Origin of the sequence: Actinoplanes sp. NPDC023714 (genome assembly GCF_040639855.1) — a bacterium.
GTDB lineage: Bacteria > Actinomycetota > Actinomycetes > Mycobacteriales > Micromonosporaceae > Actinoplanes.
On the sequence record NZ_JBFAAR010000003.1, the window covers coordinates 360,026 to 378,388 of the forward strand.

Annotated in this window: 17 protein-coding genes; 9 read left to right on the forward strand and 8 right to left on the reverse strand. The window is 69.8% G+C overall.

Annotated elements, in window-relative coordinates:
* Positions 1-56 precede the first annotated feature (56 nt).
* Complete coding sequence (locus AB0G10_RS16960) at positions 57-1,706, reverse strand: hypothetical protein (protein WP_360921729.1); 1,650 nt, start codon at positions 1,704-1,706, stop codon at positions 57-59.
* Positions 1,707-1,893: 187 nt separating this feature from the next.
* Here AB0G10_RS16960 and AB0G10_RS16965 point away from each other — a divergent pair, with 187 nt between their 5' ends.
* The 7 genes from AB0G10_RS16965 to AB0G10_RS16995 all read left to right on the forward strand — a co-directional run bounded on the left by AB0G10_RS16965 (position 1,894) and on the right by AB0G10_RS16995 (position 8,366).
* Positions 1,894-3,816, forward strand: coding sequence for a hypothetical protein (locus AB0G10_RS16965; RefSeq protein ID WP_360921732.1), 1,923 nt, complete (start codon positions 1,894-1,896; stop codon positions 3,814-3,816).
* Between the two features lie 70 nt (positions 3,817-3,886).
* Entirely contained in the window at positions 3,887-4,156 is a 270-nt protein-coding gene (locus AB0G10_RS16970) for a hypothetical protein (protein WP_360921735.1), read from the forward strand.
* Positions 4,157-4,158: 2 nt separating this feature from the next.
* Positions 4,159-4,923, forward strand: a complete 765-nt coding sequence (locus tag AB0G10_RS16975; RefSeq protein WP_360921738.1) for a hypothetical protein — start codon at positions 4,159-4,161, stop codon at positions 4,921-4,923.
* Positions 4,924-5,005: 82 nt separating this feature from the next.
* Positions 5,006-5,479, forward strand: coding sequence for a DUF2267 domain-containing protein (locus tag AB0G10_RS16980; RefSeq protein ID WP_360921741.1), 474 nt, complete (start codon positions 5,006-5,008; stop codon positions 5,477-5,479).
* 72 nt (positions 5,480-5,551) lie between these two features.
* On the forward strand, positions 5,552-6,532 hold the full coding sequence (locus AB0G10_RS16985; RefSeq protein WP_360921744.1) for a WYL domain-containing protein: 981 nt from the start codon (positions 5,552-5,554) through the stop codon (positions 6,530-6,532).
* A 94-nt stretch (positions 6,533-6,626) separates the two neighbouring features.
* Positions 6,627-7,880, forward strand: coding sequence for a serine hydrolase domain-containing protein (locus AB0G10_RS16990; RefSeq protein WP_360921747.1), 1,254 nt, complete (start codon positions 6,627-6,629; stop codon positions 7,878-7,880).
* A gap of 90 nt (positions 7,881-7,970) precedes the next feature.
* The gene (locus tag AB0G10_RS16995; protein ID WP_360921750.1) at positions 7,971-8,366 is read left to right on the forward strand and encodes a VOC family protein; all 396 of its coding nucleotides are present in this window, start codon (positions 7,971-7,973) and stop codon (positions 8,364-8,366) included.
* On the opposite strand, the gene AB0G10_RS17000 is transcribed toward AB0G10_RS16995, so the two are convergent.
* The 5 genes from AB0G10_RS17000 to AB0G10_RS17020 all read right to left on the reverse strand — a co-directional run bounded on the left by AB0G10_RS17000 (position 8,355) and on the right by AB0G10_RS17020 (position 13,566).
* Positions 8,355-9,020, reverse strand: a complete 666-nt coding sequence (locus tag AB0G10_RS17000) for an AraC family transcriptional regulator (protein ID WP_360921752.1) — start codon at positions 9,018-9,020, stop codon at positions 8,355-8,357. The genes AB0G10_RS16995 and AB0G10_RS17000 overlap by 12 nt on opposite strands.
* 24 nt (positions 9,021-9,044) lie before the next feature.
* Positions 9,045-9,413, reverse strand: a complete 369-nt coding sequence (locus AB0G10_RS17005; RefSeq protein ID WP_360921755.1) for a hypothetical protein — start codon at positions 9,411-9,413, stop codon at positions 9,045-9,047.
* Between the two features lie 135 nt (positions 9,414-9,548).
* Positions 9,549-12,332, reverse strand: a complete 2,784-nt coding sequence (locus tag AB0G10_RS17010; RefSeq protein ID WP_360921758.1) for a TIM-barrel domain-containing protein — start codon at positions 12,330-12,332, stop codon at positions 9,549-9,551.
* A gap of 75 nt (positions 12,333-12,407) precedes the next feature.
* Entirely contained in the window at positions 12,408-12,851 is a 444-nt protein-coding gene (locus tag AB0G10_RS17015) for a hypothetical protein (RefSeq protein ID WP_360921761.1), read from the reverse strand.
* Between the two features lie 79 nt (positions 12,852-12,930).
* Positions 12,931-13,566 (reverse strand): TetR/AcrR family transcriptional regulator, encoded by a 636-nt coding sequence (locus AB0G10_RS17020; protein WP_360921764.1) that lies wholly within the window; start codon positions 13,564-13,566, stop codon positions 12,931-12,933.
* Between the two features lie 95 nt (positions 13,567-13,661).
* On the opposite strand from AB0G10_RS17020, the gene AB0G10_RS17025 reads away from it, so the two are divergent.
* Both AB0G10_RS17025 and AB0G10_RS17030 read left to right on the forward strand, forming a co-directional pair.
* Positions 13,662-14,699 (forward strand): ABC transporter permease, encoded by a 1,038-nt coding sequence (locus tag AB0G10_RS17025; RefSeq protein WP_360921766.1) that lies wholly within the window; start codon positions 13,662-13,664, stop codon positions 14,697-14,699.
* 852 nt (positions 14,700-15,551) lie between these two features.
* Positions 15,552-15,815, forward strand: coding sequence for a hypothetical protein (locus tag AB0G10_RS17030; RefSeq protein WP_360921769.1), 264 nt, complete (start codon positions 15,552-15,554; stop codon positions 15,813-15,815).
* 575 nt (positions 15,816-16,390) lie between these two features.
* On the opposite strand, the gene AB0G10_RS17035 is transcribed toward AB0G10_RS17030, so the two are convergent.
* Entirely contained in the window at positions 16,391-17,074 is a 684-nt protein-coding gene (locus tag AB0G10_RS17035; protein WP_360921772.1) for a hypothetical protein, read from the reverse strand.
* Positions 17,075-17,181: 107 nt separating this feature from the next.
* The gene (locus AB0G10_RS17040; protein WP_360921775.1) at positions 17,182-18,201 is read right to left on the reverse strand and encodes a DUF4917 family protein; all 1,020 of its coding nucleotides are present in this window, start codon (positions 18,199-18,201) and stop codon (positions 17,182-17,184) included.
* Between the last annotated feature and the right edge of the window lie 162 nt (positions 18,202-18,363).

The window sequence follows — 18,363 nt, forward strand, 5'->3', positions numbered from 1 at the left end:
CGCGCCCGGGTCCGGCACCGCGCCGGACCCGGGCATCTCGCCGCTGGATCACCGGCTCAGCAACCGGTGACGACGTCCGCTTCATCCACCGTGCACGTGTCGTCGCCGCCACCGCCGTTGATGACGTCGACGCCCGGCCCGCCGTCGATGACGTCGTCGCCGTCACCGCCGTTGATCACGTCGACGCCCGGTCCGCCGCGGAGATCGTCGTCGCCGGTGGCGCCGTTGATGATGTCGTTGCCGGGGCCGCCGACGACCGTGTCGGCGCCGCCGCGAGCGTTGATCAGGTCGTTGCCGCCGAGGCCGCAGATGACGTCGCCGGCGCCGGTGCCGGTGAGGACGTCGGCGCCGTTCGTCCCGGTGATGGTGCAGGCGCCGGCGTCCACGTCGGCGTCACGCACGAACACATCGCGCAGGCCGTTGGTGTCCGCGGCCACCAGATTGGACGCCCAGGAACTGAACGCCACGACGCGGCCGCCGCCGCTGAGGAACGCCGGATCGGAGCCGGCGTCGGCCTGGCCGCCACCGTCGGTGACGCTCACCCGTTCGGTCGTCGCCGCCTGACGATCCCGCACGAAGACGTCGACGGCGTCGTTGGTGTCCCCGGCGACCAGGTTCGTGGCGGGCGACACGAAGGCGACGTGCCGGCCGTCGTCGCTGATCGACGCCGCGCCCGAGTCGAGGTCGGCCTGCGTGCCGCCGGTCGCGACGCTGACGCGCTCGGTCGTCATGGTCTGCCGGTCGTGGACGAAGACGTCGGCGGCGCCGTTGGTGTCCCCGGCGACGAGATCGGGGGACTGCGAGTCGAAGCCGACGTAGCGGCCGTCGTCGCTCATCGTGGTGAGGCTCGAGGACGAGCCGGATCCCTGGGCGCCGCCGGTGGCGACGCTGACCCGTACGGTTGTGGCGCTCTGCAGGGTGTGCACGAACACGTCGGCGGCGTCGTTCGTGTCGCCCGGGACGAGATCGCCCGCCGCGGAATGGAACGAGACGTGGCCGCCGTCGCCGCTGATCTGCGGAAGGTCGGAGTAATCGCTCGCCTGCGCCCCCTCGGAGGAGACGCTGACCCGCGTCGTGGTGCCGGCCTGCCGGTCCCGGACGAACACGTCCCGCGCCGTGTTGGTGTCGGCGTCCACCAGATCCGTGGCCTCGGAGAGGAACACCACCCGGTTGCCGTCGTCGGACACCGACGGATGCGTGGAGTCGGCGCCGGCCTGCTCCCCGCCGCTGCTCAGGCTGATCCGCTCGGTGGTGCCGGCCTGCCGGTCGCGCAGGAACACGTCGGTGACGCCGTTGGTGTCGCCGGGCACCAGGTTGGCGGCCGCTGAGGAGAACGCCACGAACCGGCCGTCGCCGCTGATCGCCGACATGTGCGCCATGCCGTCGCCCTGCCCGCCACCGGTCGCGACGCTGACCCGCTCGGTCGTGCCGGCCTGCCGGTCACGCACGAACACGTCCATCTCGCCGTTGGTGTCCCCGGGGACCAGGTTCGTCGCGAACGATTCGAACAGGATGAAACGGCCGTCGTCGCTGGCGCCGCCGTTGGGCAGGTCGAGGCCGCTGTCGGCGTCACCGGGCGCGCCGCCGCTGCCGACGCTGACCAGTTCGGTCCCCGCGGCGGCGGCCGCCGGAGAGGCGTCCAGGGCGACCGTCGCCGGCAGGACGAGCGTGATGGCCGCGAAGGCCGTGCCGAGCCTCGTACGCATGGGCTTCTCCCTTGTTCGCCCGTCTCACCGTAGGTGCGATCGCGACCGCACCGGCCACGTTCGACCGAACCCGATTCGTCCGCCTTTTCCACGCCGGCGAGCGCAATGCCGAATGACCGGCGGTCGCCTCGCCGGGACGCTAGCGTTGGTCCGCGTCAGCCGCCCGGCCGGGAAGGACGTGGTCGTCATGCGCAGGTGGAGACTCGCCGCGGGTTCCGCCGTCACCCTCGTGGCGACGCTCGGCGCCGTGGTCCCGGGCGCCTCACCGGCGGCAGCGGCCGGGGAGCTCGAACGGGTCAGCGTCCGCTACGACGGGACACAGGGCGACGACGACAGCGGGCTCAACCTGGCGGACCAGAGCACGAGCGACAACGGACGCGACATCGTGTTCGACTCCTTCGCGACGAACCTGGTCAGCCCGGCCACCAGCGGCCTGCTGCAGGTGTTCGTGCGCAACCGCGTGGAGCCCTTCACCGAGCTGATCAGCGTCTCGGACGACGGCGTCCCGGCGAACAACATCTCGGGCATGGCGTCGATCAGCGGCAACGGGCGATTCGTGGCCTTCCTGTCGATCGCCGACAACCTGGTGCCCGGCGACACCAACGGCGCCGCCGACGTGTTCGTGCGGGACCGCGACAACGGCACCACCGAACGGGTCAGCCTCACCTCCGGCGGGGCTGAGGCCGACGAATCGTCGTACATGCCCAGCGTCTCCGACGACGGACGCCGCGTGGCGTTCGTATCCCTCGCCTCCAACCTGGTGGCCGGGGACACCAACGACAACGCCGACATCTTCGTCCGCGACCGCCAGGCCGGCACCACCACGCGGGTCAGCGTCTCCTCCACCGGAACGCAGGCGAACCAGGGCTCCAACGCGCCGGCCATCAGCGGCGGCGGCGAGCACGTGTCCTTCACCTCCGACGCCGACAACCTCGTGCCGGGCGACACCAACGCCGGCCACGACGTGTTCGTCCGGGCCCTGACGAGCGGAACGACCGAACGGGTCAGCGTCGCCACCGGCGGCGCCCAGTCGAACAGCCTCACCAGCAGCCGGTCCTCGATGAGCGACGACGGCCGCTACGTCGGCTTCGCGTCGACGGCGACGAACCTCGTGCCGTCGGACACCAACGGCGCCGCCGACGTCTTCGTGCGTGACCGCCAGGCCGGCACGACCGAGCGCGTCAGCCTCTCCACCGGCGGCGCGCAGGGCGACGCCGACTCGAGCGGCCCGTCGCTGAGCGACGACGGCCGCTACGTCGCCTTCCCGTCGTCGGCGGCCAACCTGGTCGCCTCCGACACCAACGCCTTCACCGACGTTTTCGTGCGTGACCGCCAGGCGGGCACCACCGTACGCGTCAGCCTCGCGGCGAGCGGCGCCGAGAGCAACGGCGACTCCGGCCCCGCCTTCATCAGCGGCAACGGGCAGATCGCCGGCTTCGGCTCGGACGCGAGCAACCTGGTGCCGGCGGACACCAACGACGCTCGCGACGTGTTCGTCCGCGACCTCACCGGCGACGCCTGCACCATCACCGGCACGAGCGGCAACGACACCCTGACCGGCACCGGATCCGCCGACGTCATCTGCGGCCTCGGCGGCAACGACACGATCAACGGCGGCGGCGGGGATGACATCATCACCGCCGGCAGCGGCAACGACACCGTCGACGGTGGCAGCGGAGCCGACACGATCGACGGCGGCGACGGCGCGGACACCATCAACGGCGGGGGCGGCAACGACGCCCTCACCGGCGGCGACGGCGCGGACGGCATCGACGGCGGCGGCGGGGCGGACGACATCACCGCCGGCAGCGGCAACGACACCGTCGACGGCGGCAGCGGAACCGACACGATCGACGGCGGCGACGGCGCGGACACCATCAACGGCGGCGGCGGCAACGACACCATCGGCGGCGGGCCGGGCAACGACGACCTGGAAGGCCAGGGCGGGCACGACACCCTGACCGACCACGCCGGCACCGACACCGCGTACGGCGACGCCGGCAACGATCAGATCGACGTGCAGGACGGCGCCGGCGGCGACACGGCGAACGGCGGCATCGGCACGGACACCTGCGCCACGGACAGCGGCGACACCGCGGCCAGCTGCTGACTTCCCCTCCCCGTGCGTCCCACTGTTAGCGTGCCTGTCGACGGCACGATCGACATGGGGGCGGCAACCGATGGAGTTCCAGTACTGGCATCTCGCGGTGGTCGCCGTGCTCGTGGCCCTCATCGTCGCCGGGATCCGGCTGGCCCGGCAGAAGACCCTGATCGGTCTCGCCGCCGCGCTGCTCGCCGTCAGCGGCTTCCTGCTCTGGACGCTGGTGCTCGAGGAGGACTACACCAACCAGGACCTCGACGGCCGGCTCGACGACGTGGCGCTGATCGGCGGTCCCGCACTGCTCGCCGCCGGTCTGATCCTTCTCGCGGTCCGGCGCCGGCGGGCCTGACGGTGTTCTCCCGCCGAGGGAAGAACTGGGGGAAGAACGACCCGCCGGCTCCCGCCGCGAAGTGGCGGTGGCTCGACGACGCGTGGCGGTCGTGGTTGCGGCGCTCGCCGGACGGGGTGGATCTGTTCACCCGCTGGAAGGAGGCCGGCGCCCTCGTCGACCTGCTCGGTGAGGACGTCTATCGCGACCAGCTGGTGCGGCTGCTGTCCCGGGTGGATCCGCGCGACTGCGCCGCCGCCGGGTTTGGGTGCACCCGGCGGCTGGACCGATCCTGTCAGGGGCCGCAGATCTGCTCACGGGATCCGTCGGCGGAGGCGGCCGGCGCCGCCGGCCGGGAAGGGCCGGTTCCCGGCGGATGCGACACCTTCTACGGCTGGTGGGACGGCTCCTACCCGGTGCGGGTCGCGTTCAGCCCGGGCGACCGGCACCGGGCGGTGCACTGGGACCGCGATCTGTGGATCGACGGCGCCGCCGTGGCCGGGGATCAGACCCTGGACGACTACGGGTCGTGGCTCGACGAGCGATTCTTCGTGATCGCCGCGGAGGGGCCGGACGACCATCCGGCCCAGTCCTACGTCTGGGACTCGCTGTACTCCACGATCCGATCCCTGGTCGTCCACGACGCCGACCGGGGAACGACGCTGATCCTGGTGCCCACACCGGAGGAGCGGTGGACGCAGCCGGAGGCGGTCCGCGACGGCGACCGGCTGCTGATCCACCCGGACGGGCCCGGCGGCGAACCGGACCGCGTCCTGCCGATCCACTGATCGTGACGTCCGCCTCATCAGGGTTTCGGCCATCGCCGCGGGGGCACCTCAGAGCTCCCCGGCAGGTTGGAAGGACCCCGCAATGGATATCGATGCTCTTCTGGCCGGTGTAGAGCGCGGGGCACGGCTCCACGGCCGCCGCGAAAGCCTGCGGGCGGTCAACGGAGTGCTCGGCGCGCTCGCCGACGTCCTGCCACCCCGGGCGATGGAGCTGCTCGGCCCGCACCTGCCCGCCGAGATCGGGGCCGGGTTGGCCGCGCGCGCACGCACCGAGACCCCGGCCTCCTGCCGCGCCTTCCTCGACCGGATCACCGCGATTCTGTACGTGGACCAGCCGGACAACGCATTCCTGGCGCGGGTGGTCCTCGAACACCTCAACACCTCCCTGCGCGTGATCAGCCCGGCCGCGTTCGCTCACCTGGTCGCCGCCGACCTGCGCCCCCTGCTGCAGGCCGGACGTCCCGCCGTCGCCCGCAACCAGCCGGTCCCCGCCCCTCTCGCCGGCCGTATCCGCGTACCCGCAGCAGTGCCGACCCCGCGCAAGCAGCTCGCCTGAGGTTCACGCCGTACGCCGGCCGGCGACCATGGCGGTCACCGGCTGACCGCCATCTCTGCCATCGTGAATTCCGTGGCCGACACCTCCGCGCGGATCCTGCGCCTGCTGTCCCTGCTCGAGGCGCGCGTCGAGTGGCGCGGAGCCGAGCTCGCCGCCCGCCTCGACGTGTCCGCCCGGACCCTGCGGCGTGACGTCGACACCCTCCGCGAGCTGGGCTATCCGGTCAACGCCGTGATGGGCGCCGGCGGTGGCTACCGGCTCGGCGCCGGGGGCCGGCTGCCGGCTCTCGTCCTCGACGACGACCAGGCGATCGCGATCGCGCTGGCCCTGCAGACCGCCCCGGCGACGGTGTCCGGGATCGACGACGCGGTCGCCCGGGCGCTCACCACCCTGCGCCAGGTCATGCCGGCCCGGCTGCGCGCGGCGAGCGAGGCGTTCGAGGTGACCTCGCTGCGCAACTACTGGGAGTTCTCGGCCGCGCCGGTCGACGTGGGCACGCTGCGGGCGGTGGGCGCCGCCATCCGTACGACGCGGGTGCTGCGCTTCGACTATCTCGACAGCGACGGCGCCGTGCCCGACGCCGGACCGCCCCGGGACGTCGAGCCGCACCACCTGGTCGTCTGGGCCGGGCGCTGGTACCTGATCGCGCGTGACCTCCGCGAGCGGGGCTGGCACACGTACCGGGTCGACCGGATCCGTCCGCACACGCCCGGCGGCGGCGCGGTCTTCACCCCGCAGCCCCTCACCCGCGACGACCTGACCCGCCTGGTCGTGCAGAATCCGGACCGCGGCGACACCCCCGGACGGTGGCAGTGCGTCGGGTCGGCCGTCCTCGACCTGCCCGCCCCGGTCGTCGCCCGCTGGGCGCCGGGCGGCTCGGTCGTCGAGCCCGCCGGCGAGGATCGCAGCAGGCTCACCGTCGGCGGCTGGTCCTGGGCCGGCATCGCCGGGCTGCTCATCACCTTCGACAGCGACCTGAGCGACGTCGAGCCGGCGGAGCTCCGCGACGCGATGGTCGTGATCAGCGGACGCCTGCAAGCCGCGCGAGGGTAGGGCTGGCACCACCACCGATGGTCGGGTGCACCGAACGGCCGATCGGCCCGGTGGCCGGAGTGATCCGGGCGGCGTTCCTCGCCAGGATCGAATCATGACCAACAAGGCAGAAGACCGCACTTTCGTACGAGGGACAGCGCTCGTTCTCGCGACGGCTGTCGCGCTGACCGGCACCGGGGCGACAGCGGCCGTCGCCGCCGGCCGGGATCCGCAGGACGGTCTGCAGCGTGAGGTCGCCCGGCACGTCCTCGCCGTGGGTCCGCCCGGATATCTCGCCCGCATCGACGACGGGCGCCGCGTCCAGACCCTGGCCGCGGGGGTCGCCGATCGGAACACCGGCCGGCCCCTGACCGCCCGCGATCAGTTCGAGGCCGGCAGCAACACCAAGACCTTCACCGCCGTACTCATCCTGCAGCAGGTCGACCGGGGCAGGCTCACGCTGGACGCGCCGGTCGAAAAGTATCTGCCGGGCGTCGTCCCCAACGGCGAGAAGATCAGCGTACGGATGCTGCTCAACCACTCGAGCGGGCTGTTCAGCTACACCGGTGACCCGGACTTCTTCGCCGACATGGAGAAGGACCCGCAGCACGTGCACACCGAGGCGGAGCTGCTCGCCATCGCGTTCGCGCACGAGCCGTACTTCCCGCCGGGCCAGGGCTGGCAGTACTCGAACACCAACTACACGCTGCTCGGGATGATCCTGCGCAAGCAGACCGGCAAGGACATGCCCGCCCTGGTCGAGGAGCGCATCACGCGGCCGCTCGGCCTGAAGCACACCTACTTCGCCGACCCGCGGGCGACGAACACCGGTCCCGGCTACGCCCGCGGCTACGCCATCACGTACGCGAACGGCACCCCGCAGTACACCGACACCTCGAACTGGCCGATCGGCGGCTGGGGCGGCGCCGCCGGCGCGGTGATCACCACTGCGGGCGACCTGTCCCGGTTCTTCTCCGCGGTGCTGCAGGGCAGGCTGTTCTCCCAGGCGCAGCTGAAGCAGATGAAGACCACGGTTCCGCTCCCGGCGGACTTCCCGATCCGGGGCGGCTACGGCCTCGGCATGTTCCGGATCGATTCGCCCTGCGGCACGGTGTGGGGCCACGGCGGCGACACGATGGGCCACCACAGCACCGCCGTGGCGACCGGGGACGGCAGGCGTACGGCGGTCACCGACGTCACCGGCGAACCCGCCGACCTGACCGAGAACCCCGGTGTGCAGAGGTACTACCAGGCCATCGTCTTCGGCGCCGACACCGTGACCACCTGCCAGATGCTCGGCAAGCCGGTTCCCGCCGACGTGCTCGGCGATCTGCGCGGTGACACCCCCGCCGCCGGCGTCACGAAGTAGCAGGCCGCTGTCCGCCCGCGCCGGCACCGACCGGCGCGGGCGTCCGATTCGTTCAAGACGGCGCCGCGGGAAGTTCGTACCGTCGGATCCGTGGCACCTACCTTCAACGCGATCGGCCTCGCCGTGGCCGACATGACAGCGTCCCTTTCCTTCTACCGCCGGCTCGGCCTGGAGTTCCCGGCCGGCGCCGAGAACGAGCCGCACGCCGAGGCGACAGCCGCCGGCGGCATCCGGCTCATGTTCGACACGCACGACGCGTTGCGGTCCTTCGACCCCGGCTACCGGCCGGGACCGCCCTCCGGCGGCTGGGCGTTCCTCTGCTCCGACCCCGGCGAGGTCGACCGCACCCACGCCGAGCTGTGCGCCGCCGGGTACCCGTCGGTGAAGGCGCCCTGGGATGCGCCGTGGGGTCAGCGCTACGCCCAGGTGGCCGATCCGGACGGCAACGTCGTGGACCTCTTCGCGTGGACCGCCTCAACGCAGTAGGGCGGTGGGCGGCACGCCGGCCAGCGCCCGCATCTCGCGGGTGAGATGGGCCTGGTCGGCGTAGCCGGCCTCGGCCGACACCGCCGCGAACGGGCGGCCGGCCCGGCTCAGCATGACGGCCCGCTGCAGCCGCATGATCCGGTGCAGGGTCTTGGGCCCGTACCCGAAGGCGTTGTTGCTGCGCCGCTGCAACTGCCGGGCACTGAGGCCGCACCGCTCGGCGACCACGCCGACCGGCACCCCTCGCCGTGCGGCACCGGCCAGGGCGACCATCGCCGGGTCGGCGTCCCGCCAGCGCCGGCGCGCGGCGGCGGTCAGCGCGGCGAGGGGGTCGTCCGCCTCGGCGACGGCCCGCACCTCGGCGGCCGGCCACAGCGCGTCCAGCGGCACCCTCCGGTCGACCACCTCGCAGGCCGGCACGCCCAGCACGCCGGGCCCGGTTCCGGCGCCGAACCGCAGCGCGGCATGCCGGGTGCCGGGTGCGGTGAGCCCGACCTGGGCGGTCGTGTCCGGCCCGGCGACGAAGACCGTGCCGTCCTGCCAGATCAGGTCCAGGCAGCCGTCCGGCAGGATGCGTTTCGGGCCGGCGCCGGGTGGTGTGACGCTGCGCCACGCCACGACGTGGGGCAGCGGGGACGCCCACTCCTCGTACACGCTCTCACCCCTCGCGCACGGCGCTCACCTCGGGCGCCGGCCGCGCCGCCGGTCGGCAGGGGGCCGCCCGGACCGGCGCGGCTGGCTGGGCCGGCCCGGCTGGTCGCCGGACGCGTCGACCGCCCCGGGACTGGAGAACACCACCGGGGCCACGGCGGGGCGCGCCGCCTCCGTCTGCGGCGGCGGCCAGACCGGCCCGACGATCGCCGCCGCGGTGACGGCCACCGGCGGTGACAGCAGGTCCAGCAGCCGCTGGGCCTGGCCGGCGTCGAGCCCACGGCCCGGATCGATGCGCACCCCCGCCTCGTCGGCCAGATCCTCGATGTCGTGGCTGCTCACCGCCACGGGCCCGAGGTCACTGAGTCGTCGGGCGAAGTCCTGCACACTGATCATGCGTTGCATTCCTTTAGAGCGGGATTCCCGGACCGGCCGGCGACACCACCGGTCCGGCTCAGGTTCACTGCCTCCAGGGTAGGCGAAGCCGGTCACCCCCGCGCGCGGCGAGGGTGACCGCATGATCACCGGCGATCAGCCCGGCCGCTTGGCGCCCGAGCGGACGAACACCGGCATGGTGTCCAGCGTCGTCGTGATGGTGGCTGTGGTGCCGCCCCGGTACTTCCGGCCGGTGAAGTAGTCGGTCCAGGTGCTGCCCGGCGGGAACCACACCGTGGTCGAGGCGGTGCTGCCCGGCGTGGTCACCGGCGCCACCAGCAGATCCGGGCCGTACAGGTACTGGCTGCCGGCCGTGGCGTACGCCTCCTGCTCCTGCGGGTAGGCGAGGTACATGGCCCGGGTGATCGGGGTGCCGGTGCGGGTGGCCTCGGCCGCCGCCGCGTACGTGTAGGGCTGGAGTTTCCTGCGCAGGTTCAGGAACTTCTTCGCCGACGCCTCGGCGGCCTCGCCGTACTGCCAGGGCAGCCGGTCGCTGTGGTTGGAGTGCAGCCGGTCGATCGGCTGGAAGGTGCCGGCCTGCACCCACCGGGCGTACAGGTCGTCGGGCAGTTTCGTGCTGCCCGGCTCGCTGCCCGGCTCCTGGAGACCGCCGGTGTGCCCGCCGATGTCGTGGCTGACCGCGGCCAGGCCGGTGGCCGCCGACTCCGCCGGGGTGTAGCCGACGGTGAACCGCAGCGTCTCCCAGTTCGAGATGGTGTCGCCGGTGAAGTGCAGCGTCGTGCGCTTGTCGGCCCACGGCCCGGTCGGCACCGGACCCGGGTTGCCGTAGCCGCCGGCCTGCAGCGACCCGTACGCCCGGGAGAACGCGAAACCGGTGCGCCTCGCGTACTCCTGGTTGATCAGCGTGTCGGCGGTGATGTCGGTCCGCGACGAGCGGGACGCGTCGCAGCACCAGTCCAGCCACCAGAAGTCGACGTCGGCGTCCATCTGCTCGTGCAGCCAGAAGTACGCCTTCAGGTGGTCGGCGTCACCGAAGTCGAACACGTAGCAGTCGGGTCCGCCGTTGCAGCCGGTGCGCTGCAGCTTGCCCTTGGCGATCTCCTGCGCCCGCGGGAACAGCGGGTCGGAGCCGAGGATGCTCGGGTGGATGTTGAGGCCGGTGCGGACGCCCTGCTTGCGCAACCGCGCGGCGAACGCGTTCCAGTCCGGGAACCGGGTCTCGTCGATCGACCAGCCGTTCCACTTGTCCGGCGCCTTGAAGTCGGTGTCGACCACGAGCACGTCCAGTGGCACGCCCTCGCTGCGGAACCGGTTCACGATGTCCTGGAACTCGGCGGCGGTCCGGTCGTAGTACTCGGAGTACCAGACGCCGTACGCCCACTTCGGCAGCAGCTTGGTGGGACCGGTCAGCGTGGACAGCTCCCGCAGCGCGCGGCGGTAGTCCTGGCCGTACGCGAAGACGTAGCCGTCCTGGTGACCGGCCGCGGTGTGCGCCGCCGAGTCGTCGAGCAGCGACCAGCCGTCGGAGAAGAGCAGGCCGGCGTAGGTGCGGGCGCCACCGTCGACGCCGTCCAGGCCGCGCCGGTATCCGCCGAGCGGCGCGTGCGGCGCCAGCAGCGGGGCGGTGCGGGCGGTGACCGCGATGGTGTCCACGTTGACGTGGCAGCCGGTGTCGTCCGGGCAGCCGAGCGCCACCGTGTTCGTTCCGGCCCGCAAAGAGACAGGGACTTCTTGGGTACGCCAGAAGTCCCAGCCACTCGTCGGCGCCAGGGTCGCCGTGACCGGGGGGCCGCCGTTCGCCGTCACCGACACGGTGCGGCTCTGCACCGGCCGGCTGCCGGCCTGCCCGTTGGCGTAGCGCAGCTGAACCCGGTAGTCGCCGTCGGCCGGCACCCCGGTGACGGTCAGCGCCACCCCGGCGCCGGTGCGCTCGAGGCCGGCCAGGAAGCCGTCACCGGAATAGCCGTTGTGGTCGTCGGCGGTCTTCGCCCCGCCGCTGAGCGCGCCGGTATCGGCCTCGCAGAGCGTGCCGAACGCGCACGGCTGCGGGCTCGCCGGCACCGGCGCCGGATACGCCGCGCCCGGCGCGAGCAGCGCGAGGCTGTCGACGTTCACGTTGCCGGAGTCGGCCGCGGTGCGGACCAGCGCGATCTCGTGGCGGCCGGCCGCGAGCTGCAGCGGCACCGAGGCGAGCTGCCAGGTGTCCCAGTTCGCGGTCGGCGGCAGGGTGAGCGTGCCGGCCGCGGCGCCGTCGACCGTGACGGTCAGCGTGCGGGCGACGTTCTGGCCGTCCCCGCCGGTGCTGTTGGCGTAGCGGACGGTCAGCTGCCCGGTGCCCGCGGCGGCCGGGGCGGCGGCGAGGGTGAGGGCGGAGCCGGTGCCCTCGAAGCCCGCGACGAAGCCCTGCCCGGTGAAGCCGCCGTGGTTCGTGGCGACGCTCAGCCCGGCGAGATGCAGGTCCTCGGCCTCGCACAGCGCGCCGGCCGGGCACTCGGGCGTGCCCTGACCGGCCCACGGTGAGGCTGTCACCGACTGTCGGCCCGTCGTCAGACGTACGCTCAGATTGTCCTTGCCGAACGGCCCGGAACCGACCCGGTAGCGCACGGTGGCAGCGCCCGTGTCGATGGTCAGCCAGCCCTTGGAGATCCGCTTCGTGAAGCGGGTGGGCCGGAAGTCGTCGCGGCCGATCACGTTGTGCGTGTCCCGGTCGGCGAAGCGGCCGCCGGGGGAGTACTCGGTCCTGATCAGCGTGGGCGAGAGGATCTGGAATCGGGCGTCACCGGAGATGACCGTCTGTGATTGCCGGACCTTGCCGGCGGCATGGGCTTGTGCCGGTGAGGCCGGAGTCAGCGCGAGGCTGCCGGTCACCAGGGCGAGGGAGGCCGCGGCGGCGACCCTCCGTCGAACATGATCGCGCACTGTCGCTCCCCGTCGGTCGCGAACGAAACCTATCGATCACCAACCTGACATCGATGCGAAACGATTGTCAATGGATCAAACAAACCCCCGGTTCCGGAACCGAGTCGACGGGGGCACCTCATCCACCCTCCCGGTGATGGGTCGCCCGTGCTGTTCGATTTCGGTCGCCCACTGCCGGGCCAGTTCGTCGGCGGCCGACCGCCCCCGCACCCATCGGCTCTCGAGCTCCCGGCCACCGGTGTCGGTCACGTAGGCGACCACCTGCCAGCGCCCGGTGATCGCCCGCCACGGCCACACCACGGCGGTCGCCAGGAGCACGAGGAGCCAGTTCATCACCCACCACAGCAGCAGGAGTCCCATGATCGCCAGCGCGATGACCCCGCCGATCTCGCCCTGGAGCCCGCTGAGATCGAGGCCGCCGCCGCCCCGGTCGCCATATTGCGGTTGCCAGGCCAGCCGGCGGCGGCCGACCCGCCACGCCACCCATTCGCCATTGCCCGCCCGCGTGATCACTCGCACACCCGCAGTGTGATCCACCGGCGCCAATGGCCGCCGGCGGCGGCTTGGCGATCAGCCCAGGATCCCCTGCGGCCGGCTCCTACGCCGGCGCCTGGCGCCGGCCGGCCGGCTCGGCCGGCAGCAGGGCGGTGAGCCCGGCGAGGTAGCCGTCGGTGTCGGTGCCGCTGACCAGCAGGCGCTGCAGCACGTATCCCTGCACGAGGCTGAGCATGGTGGCGCCGACCTGCTCGGGGTGCGCGCCGGCGGGGAGGTTGCCGGCCTGCTGCCCGCGGCGGGCGATCTCGGCGAAGTAGTCGCGCAGGCGCTGGTAGACCTCGTCGACCCGAGCCGCGAGCCGGTCGCTGCGCAGCGCCTCGGCCCACACCTGGACCATGATGCGGCTGACGTCGACGCCCATCTCCGGGTTGTCGAGGACCCGGTCGGCGATGGCGGTCACCACGGTCGTCAGCGCCTGCTGCGGCGATGGCGTCGCGCCGTCGGCGAGCAGGTCGCCGAACACTTCGTCGGCGGCGCCCAGCGCGGTCTCCGCGACCGCGACGATCAGGTCCTCCTTGCTGGCGAAGTACCGGTACACCGCGCCGGCGGACAGGCCCGACTCGCCGATGATGTCGGCCATCGACGTGGCGTGGAAGCCGTTGCTCGCGAAGAGCCGTGCCGACGCGGCGACGATCTCGGCGCGGCGGTGGGCGCGGTACTGCTCAGAAACCCGCGGCATGTGACGAACCTTAAAGACGAACGCTCGTTCTTGTTAGCGCCTACGGTACCTGCCAACATGAAAAGCGAACAGTCGTTCTCTTCCGGAGTCTCGTCATGGCCGAAACCGCCACCACCGCTGCGTCCACCCCGTCCCCGTGGCCGGTGGTGGCGCGCGCGGTCGCCCTGCTCACCGTGATCATCGGGGTGCTGCTGACCGCCTTCGCCTGGCCGGCCGTCCGGTCGTCGGTTCACGACGTACCCATCGCCGTGGCCGGCCCGGCCGCCGCGACCGGCCAGGTCGTCGCCGCCCTCGACCAGCGCATGCCGGACGCCTTCGACGTCACCCTGGTCGCCACCACCGCCGAGGCCGAGAAGCTGATCCGCGACCGCGAGGTCGACGGCGCGATCGACCTCAGCGCCGGCACGCCGCAGGTCCTCACCGCAAGCGCCGCCAGCGCCTCGATCGCTCAGACCCTGCAGGGTGTCGGCACCGCGCTCAGCCAGGCGCAGGCCACCGGTACCGCGCCGGCGGTCGCCGTCCGCGACGTCGTCGCCCTGCCCGCCGACGACCCGCGCGGCACCGGCCTGGCCGCCGCCGCGCTGCCGCTGGTCATGGGCGGCATGATCGCCGCCATTCTGCTCACCAACCTGGTGAAGGGCCGGGTACGCCGCATCACTGGTGCGTTCGCCTTCTCGGTCACCGGCGGCCTCGTGATGACCCTGATCCTGCAGCCGTGGCTCGGCTCGCTCGAGGGCAATTTCTTCGCCAACGCCGGCGCCATCGCCCTGACCGTGGCCGCCACCTCGCTGACCATCCTCGGCCTGGAGTCGCTGCTCGGCGTCGCCGGCTTCGGCATCGGCGCGGCCACCATGATGCTGATCGGCAACCCGCTGTCGGGCAACACCAGCTCACCGGAGATGCTGCCCGGCTGGACCGGCACGCTCGGCCAGCTCATGCCGCCGGGCGCCGGTGGTCAGCTGCTGCGCTCGACCGCCTTCTTCGACGGCCACGGCATCGCCCACTCCGTCATCGTCCTGCTGGCGTGGCTGGTCCTCGGCGCCGTGCTGAGCCTGCTCGGCCACCACCGCTCCCGCCGGGCCGTGACGCCCGCACCGGGCGCCGCCGAGCCGGCTCCGCTCGCGACCGCCTGATCAGAAGAACAGCGATGATGGCCGTCCCCCGGTGGGCCGGCCATGTCGGCTGCATAGGCGAAGTGATGACCGGCCGGCATTCTTCCTGGTTCGCTCACCGATTACCGAGTGTCACTGCGGCATGGGTAGACAGCACGCGGATAACGGCCAGATGAGGATGCAGCGCCCGGTGCATAAGGGCGCCCCTGCGATCTTGGACGTTCCATCACCGTTTTCGGTGGCGAAACGTCCAAGACCACCAAGCAGGCACGGACAGCGGCATGTGAGGACGTTCCAAAGGCGAATCAGGTTGTCTCATTACGCCGAAGAATCCGGCATGCTCGACGGTATGTGCGTTGCCTGCATGCGTTTGAGCAGAAGGCGCGATCACTGCGAGCATTCGGACTGACTGGATAGCCGCAGCCAAATCGGGCGCACAACTTAGGTAGCCACTCTACTCGAAATGGCTGCCGAAACTCCCGCCTTATTTCAAGCGCCAGATGTGCTGGCAGGATCGGCTCCTCTAGTCGCTGAGCCATCATATGAGTCAGCGTGTACAACTGGCGTATACCGACGTAGAAATCCAGCCCACGCCCGGCGACCTTTCGCCTTCTGTAATACATACGTTGGCGGCAATTTCGGGAGCAATATTGTCTATCCTTCCGACCCTGGTCTAGGAGCTGGGCTCGGCAAGCCTTGCATCGACGCTCGGCGAGGGGCACTGCCACAGGGTACGCGTTACATCTAAATCTGACAGTTCAGAGCACTCGATGCGGTCCTGACCAGGCAGAACACGCGCTGCTCAAGTCGTGATAAGTGGTCAGGCAGTGCTGCGCCGGCATCCAACCTTCTTCGGAGAGCTACGACGGAAGGATGGAAATGAACTGGCGCGCATTACTGATCTTGGCTGCGAGTGCCGCAACCGGAGCTGCTCTGGGGATCTTTACATCGGCGCAAGATGGCTTTTTCGGGGCTCTCGGCGTTGGCACTCTTCTTCACGCGCTGCTGGAGCCTAAAGCTGACTATGCTTCGAAAACTGGCACTGAACTGAATCCTGCCACGGGCTCGGGGGAGGCGTTGCTGACACGCGCGCCGGAAATGGGTCCCGAAAGTTCTGGCCCGAACAGCATTTCGTGAGATTTGCATTAGGATAGTCGGGCCTTTCGGAAACCATATTGCCATCGGCGGAGCACGTCTGCGATATACGCGGATTAACCCACTGCGTACTACGGCAGCGAAAGAATCACGTAAGTGCATCGGACCGTGCTGGCGGTTTCCCGCTGGTGATGTGAGGATGGCCGAGCGCTTGACGATGTTCGGGGGGTGTACTGTATGCAACGGCGATTCGCCGAGCACCGCCCGTTGTCGCGCTGGCGAGTGGGTCGTGGTGATGCCCGGTTGTTTCGAAGCGTATAGCTCGATCATGTGGGCTGGGCAGTGGTCGTGGCGTTGTGCCTGGTGGGCGTGATGCTCGGTTACGGATGCAGCCGACTCTTGCAGTTGCCCTTCGTGACGCTTTGTCTTGGTGGCGCCTTCATGGTCTTGAGCTGTTTGGTCGTACTCGACCGATGGCGGCACACTTAACCCCGATAGGGCGGCCAAATTCGGGAAGATCCACTCCCATGATGCGGCAGTTGAGTATGCATAGCAGGCGCGACGGTAGAAAGTTGGATGCCGACCACCCGGTGCCTTTCGCATTGGCAACCGACCGCTCACACCGTCGCGCCGACAATTTCGGCAAGGGCTTCTCGCGTGGCGCTGGAGGGAGCGGCTATCGCGCTCCACAGCGCTACTCCTTCGGCGACAGCCACGGACACCTTTGCGCCTCCGTCGAAGCGGTACACCCTCTCGCAACCCTGGTTCATCGCCCACCCGTATGTAGGCGGAAGTGCCGTTAAGCGGATCCCGAGGGTGGACAGCGGGTCGGGCGGCAGCGGGTGGTCGAACTCGGTGAACAGTTCGCCGCTCCACAGCACTGCGTCCCAGGCTGCGGTGAAGGCGTAGTCAGAGAAAGTGTCGGCGTAGCGACTTCGCGAGGAGCAGGCGTCGTCCTCCGGATCGATGAGATAGACGGGCGGGTCAGCTTCCTCGCTGCAAGCCGCGACGACCCATCGGCAGCACTCCTGGCTATCGGTCTCCAGCAATAGGTAGCCGGACGCAAGGAAGCGGCCAACGGTCTGATCTGTAAGGTTCTGAGTCTGCGTGATGCGGTTGCAGCTCACCGCAGCGAGCCGCTGGTCGCTATCGAGCCGGTACCACTCCTCGACCGCCGCCGGCAGAGATCTACCTACCCGATCTTGCAGTGCAAGCACCTCGGTCGGGACCTCTGCCGCTCCCGCCACACGCCCGATGACTCCATAAGCTGCCGCATTCCACGCTGTCACGTCGGCGATCACACCACACCCAGCAACCTGATGTTAACTTCGCATCGGGAGACCCGCCGCGACTGTAGTGCAGCCTCTGTCCAGTGCGCTGTCGGCGGCATGACAGTATGTCTTTCACCTCAACCCTTGTTGAGGGCACTGGAACCGAGAGGGTGGCTGCTTGAGTCAAAAAAGTAGGCGCTGTGCGGGGCAAGTCTTTCACGGAGTCGCGCTTGCTCCGCCTCGGTTGCATCGTCCCGCCTCATACTTATTGCAACATGACGACGAGGACCGAGTTTGATCGCCTTTATAATATGGTCATCGACTTCTGACAGGCTGGAGCCGAAAACCACCAGGTTATTGTGGTCGTTCATTAGTCGCTCGAAGCTAAACCGAAGGTAGTCGGATTCCCCGATAGCGGACGCCTTCTGCTTGGAGTCGGCCTCCGAGATCAACAGTGGAACGCGGTCTGGGTGTGCTTTGAAATGACCTTCTTCCAGAAGGGATCCTTCATCCAGTACCCACTTGCCGCACTGGCCAGCGGTCGGGTTAATCCATAAGTGAATGCCGCCATGCAGGTAGTGGACAATGGTAGCGCTTCCGTACACCCCAGAATCGGACCTGTCGAAGACGTAACTCGGCTTCGACCAAAACATGTCCTTTATCCGATATTTAGTCTCCTCTGTTGCCATGGTGGCCCAGTAGGGAATCAGGTCATAGTTGGTGGTGTAGACGTACTGGTGCCTGCCGAGTATCAGTGCGACCTTCGCAAGTAGATCCTCCCCTAGGTCCGCATGGGGTATGTGTAGCGCCCGAACGGCATCGAAGAGCGCTAGACGTATTTCTTCATGCAACTTCCTCGACTCGGATATGTCACGCGTGAGCGCTTCGTCGACCAGTGTCGCGTGATGAGTTACTTTAAGAGCAAGTTCGAAGTTGGTAGTATTCAGGCGGTCGAATATGATTTTTGCGGCAGAACTCAAACTCGGCTCTGCCTTTTTGAAGAGTGACTTATACCCAAACTTCGACCATATATTGATGCTTGCCCCATTGCCCATAAGGAGCGATCCCCAGATGGCTGCCCCTTTGAGATCGTTCCAGTCCTGCAGTATTGCACCAGCCACTGTCTTGCCTCCGATTTTGCGCCGATACTCGGTCAATCATCGCTGTTGCTGACGTTCGGCAAGGAGTATCTGCGGAGGTTCTCCAGTCACTTTGCGCGCTCGGGTCACTGCCATAGCACCATGCACCCAACTCGCAAATCGGACGCGCTCACTTCGGCAGAAGCGCGCACGTACCCCGGTGGCACGCGGCGTCCACCG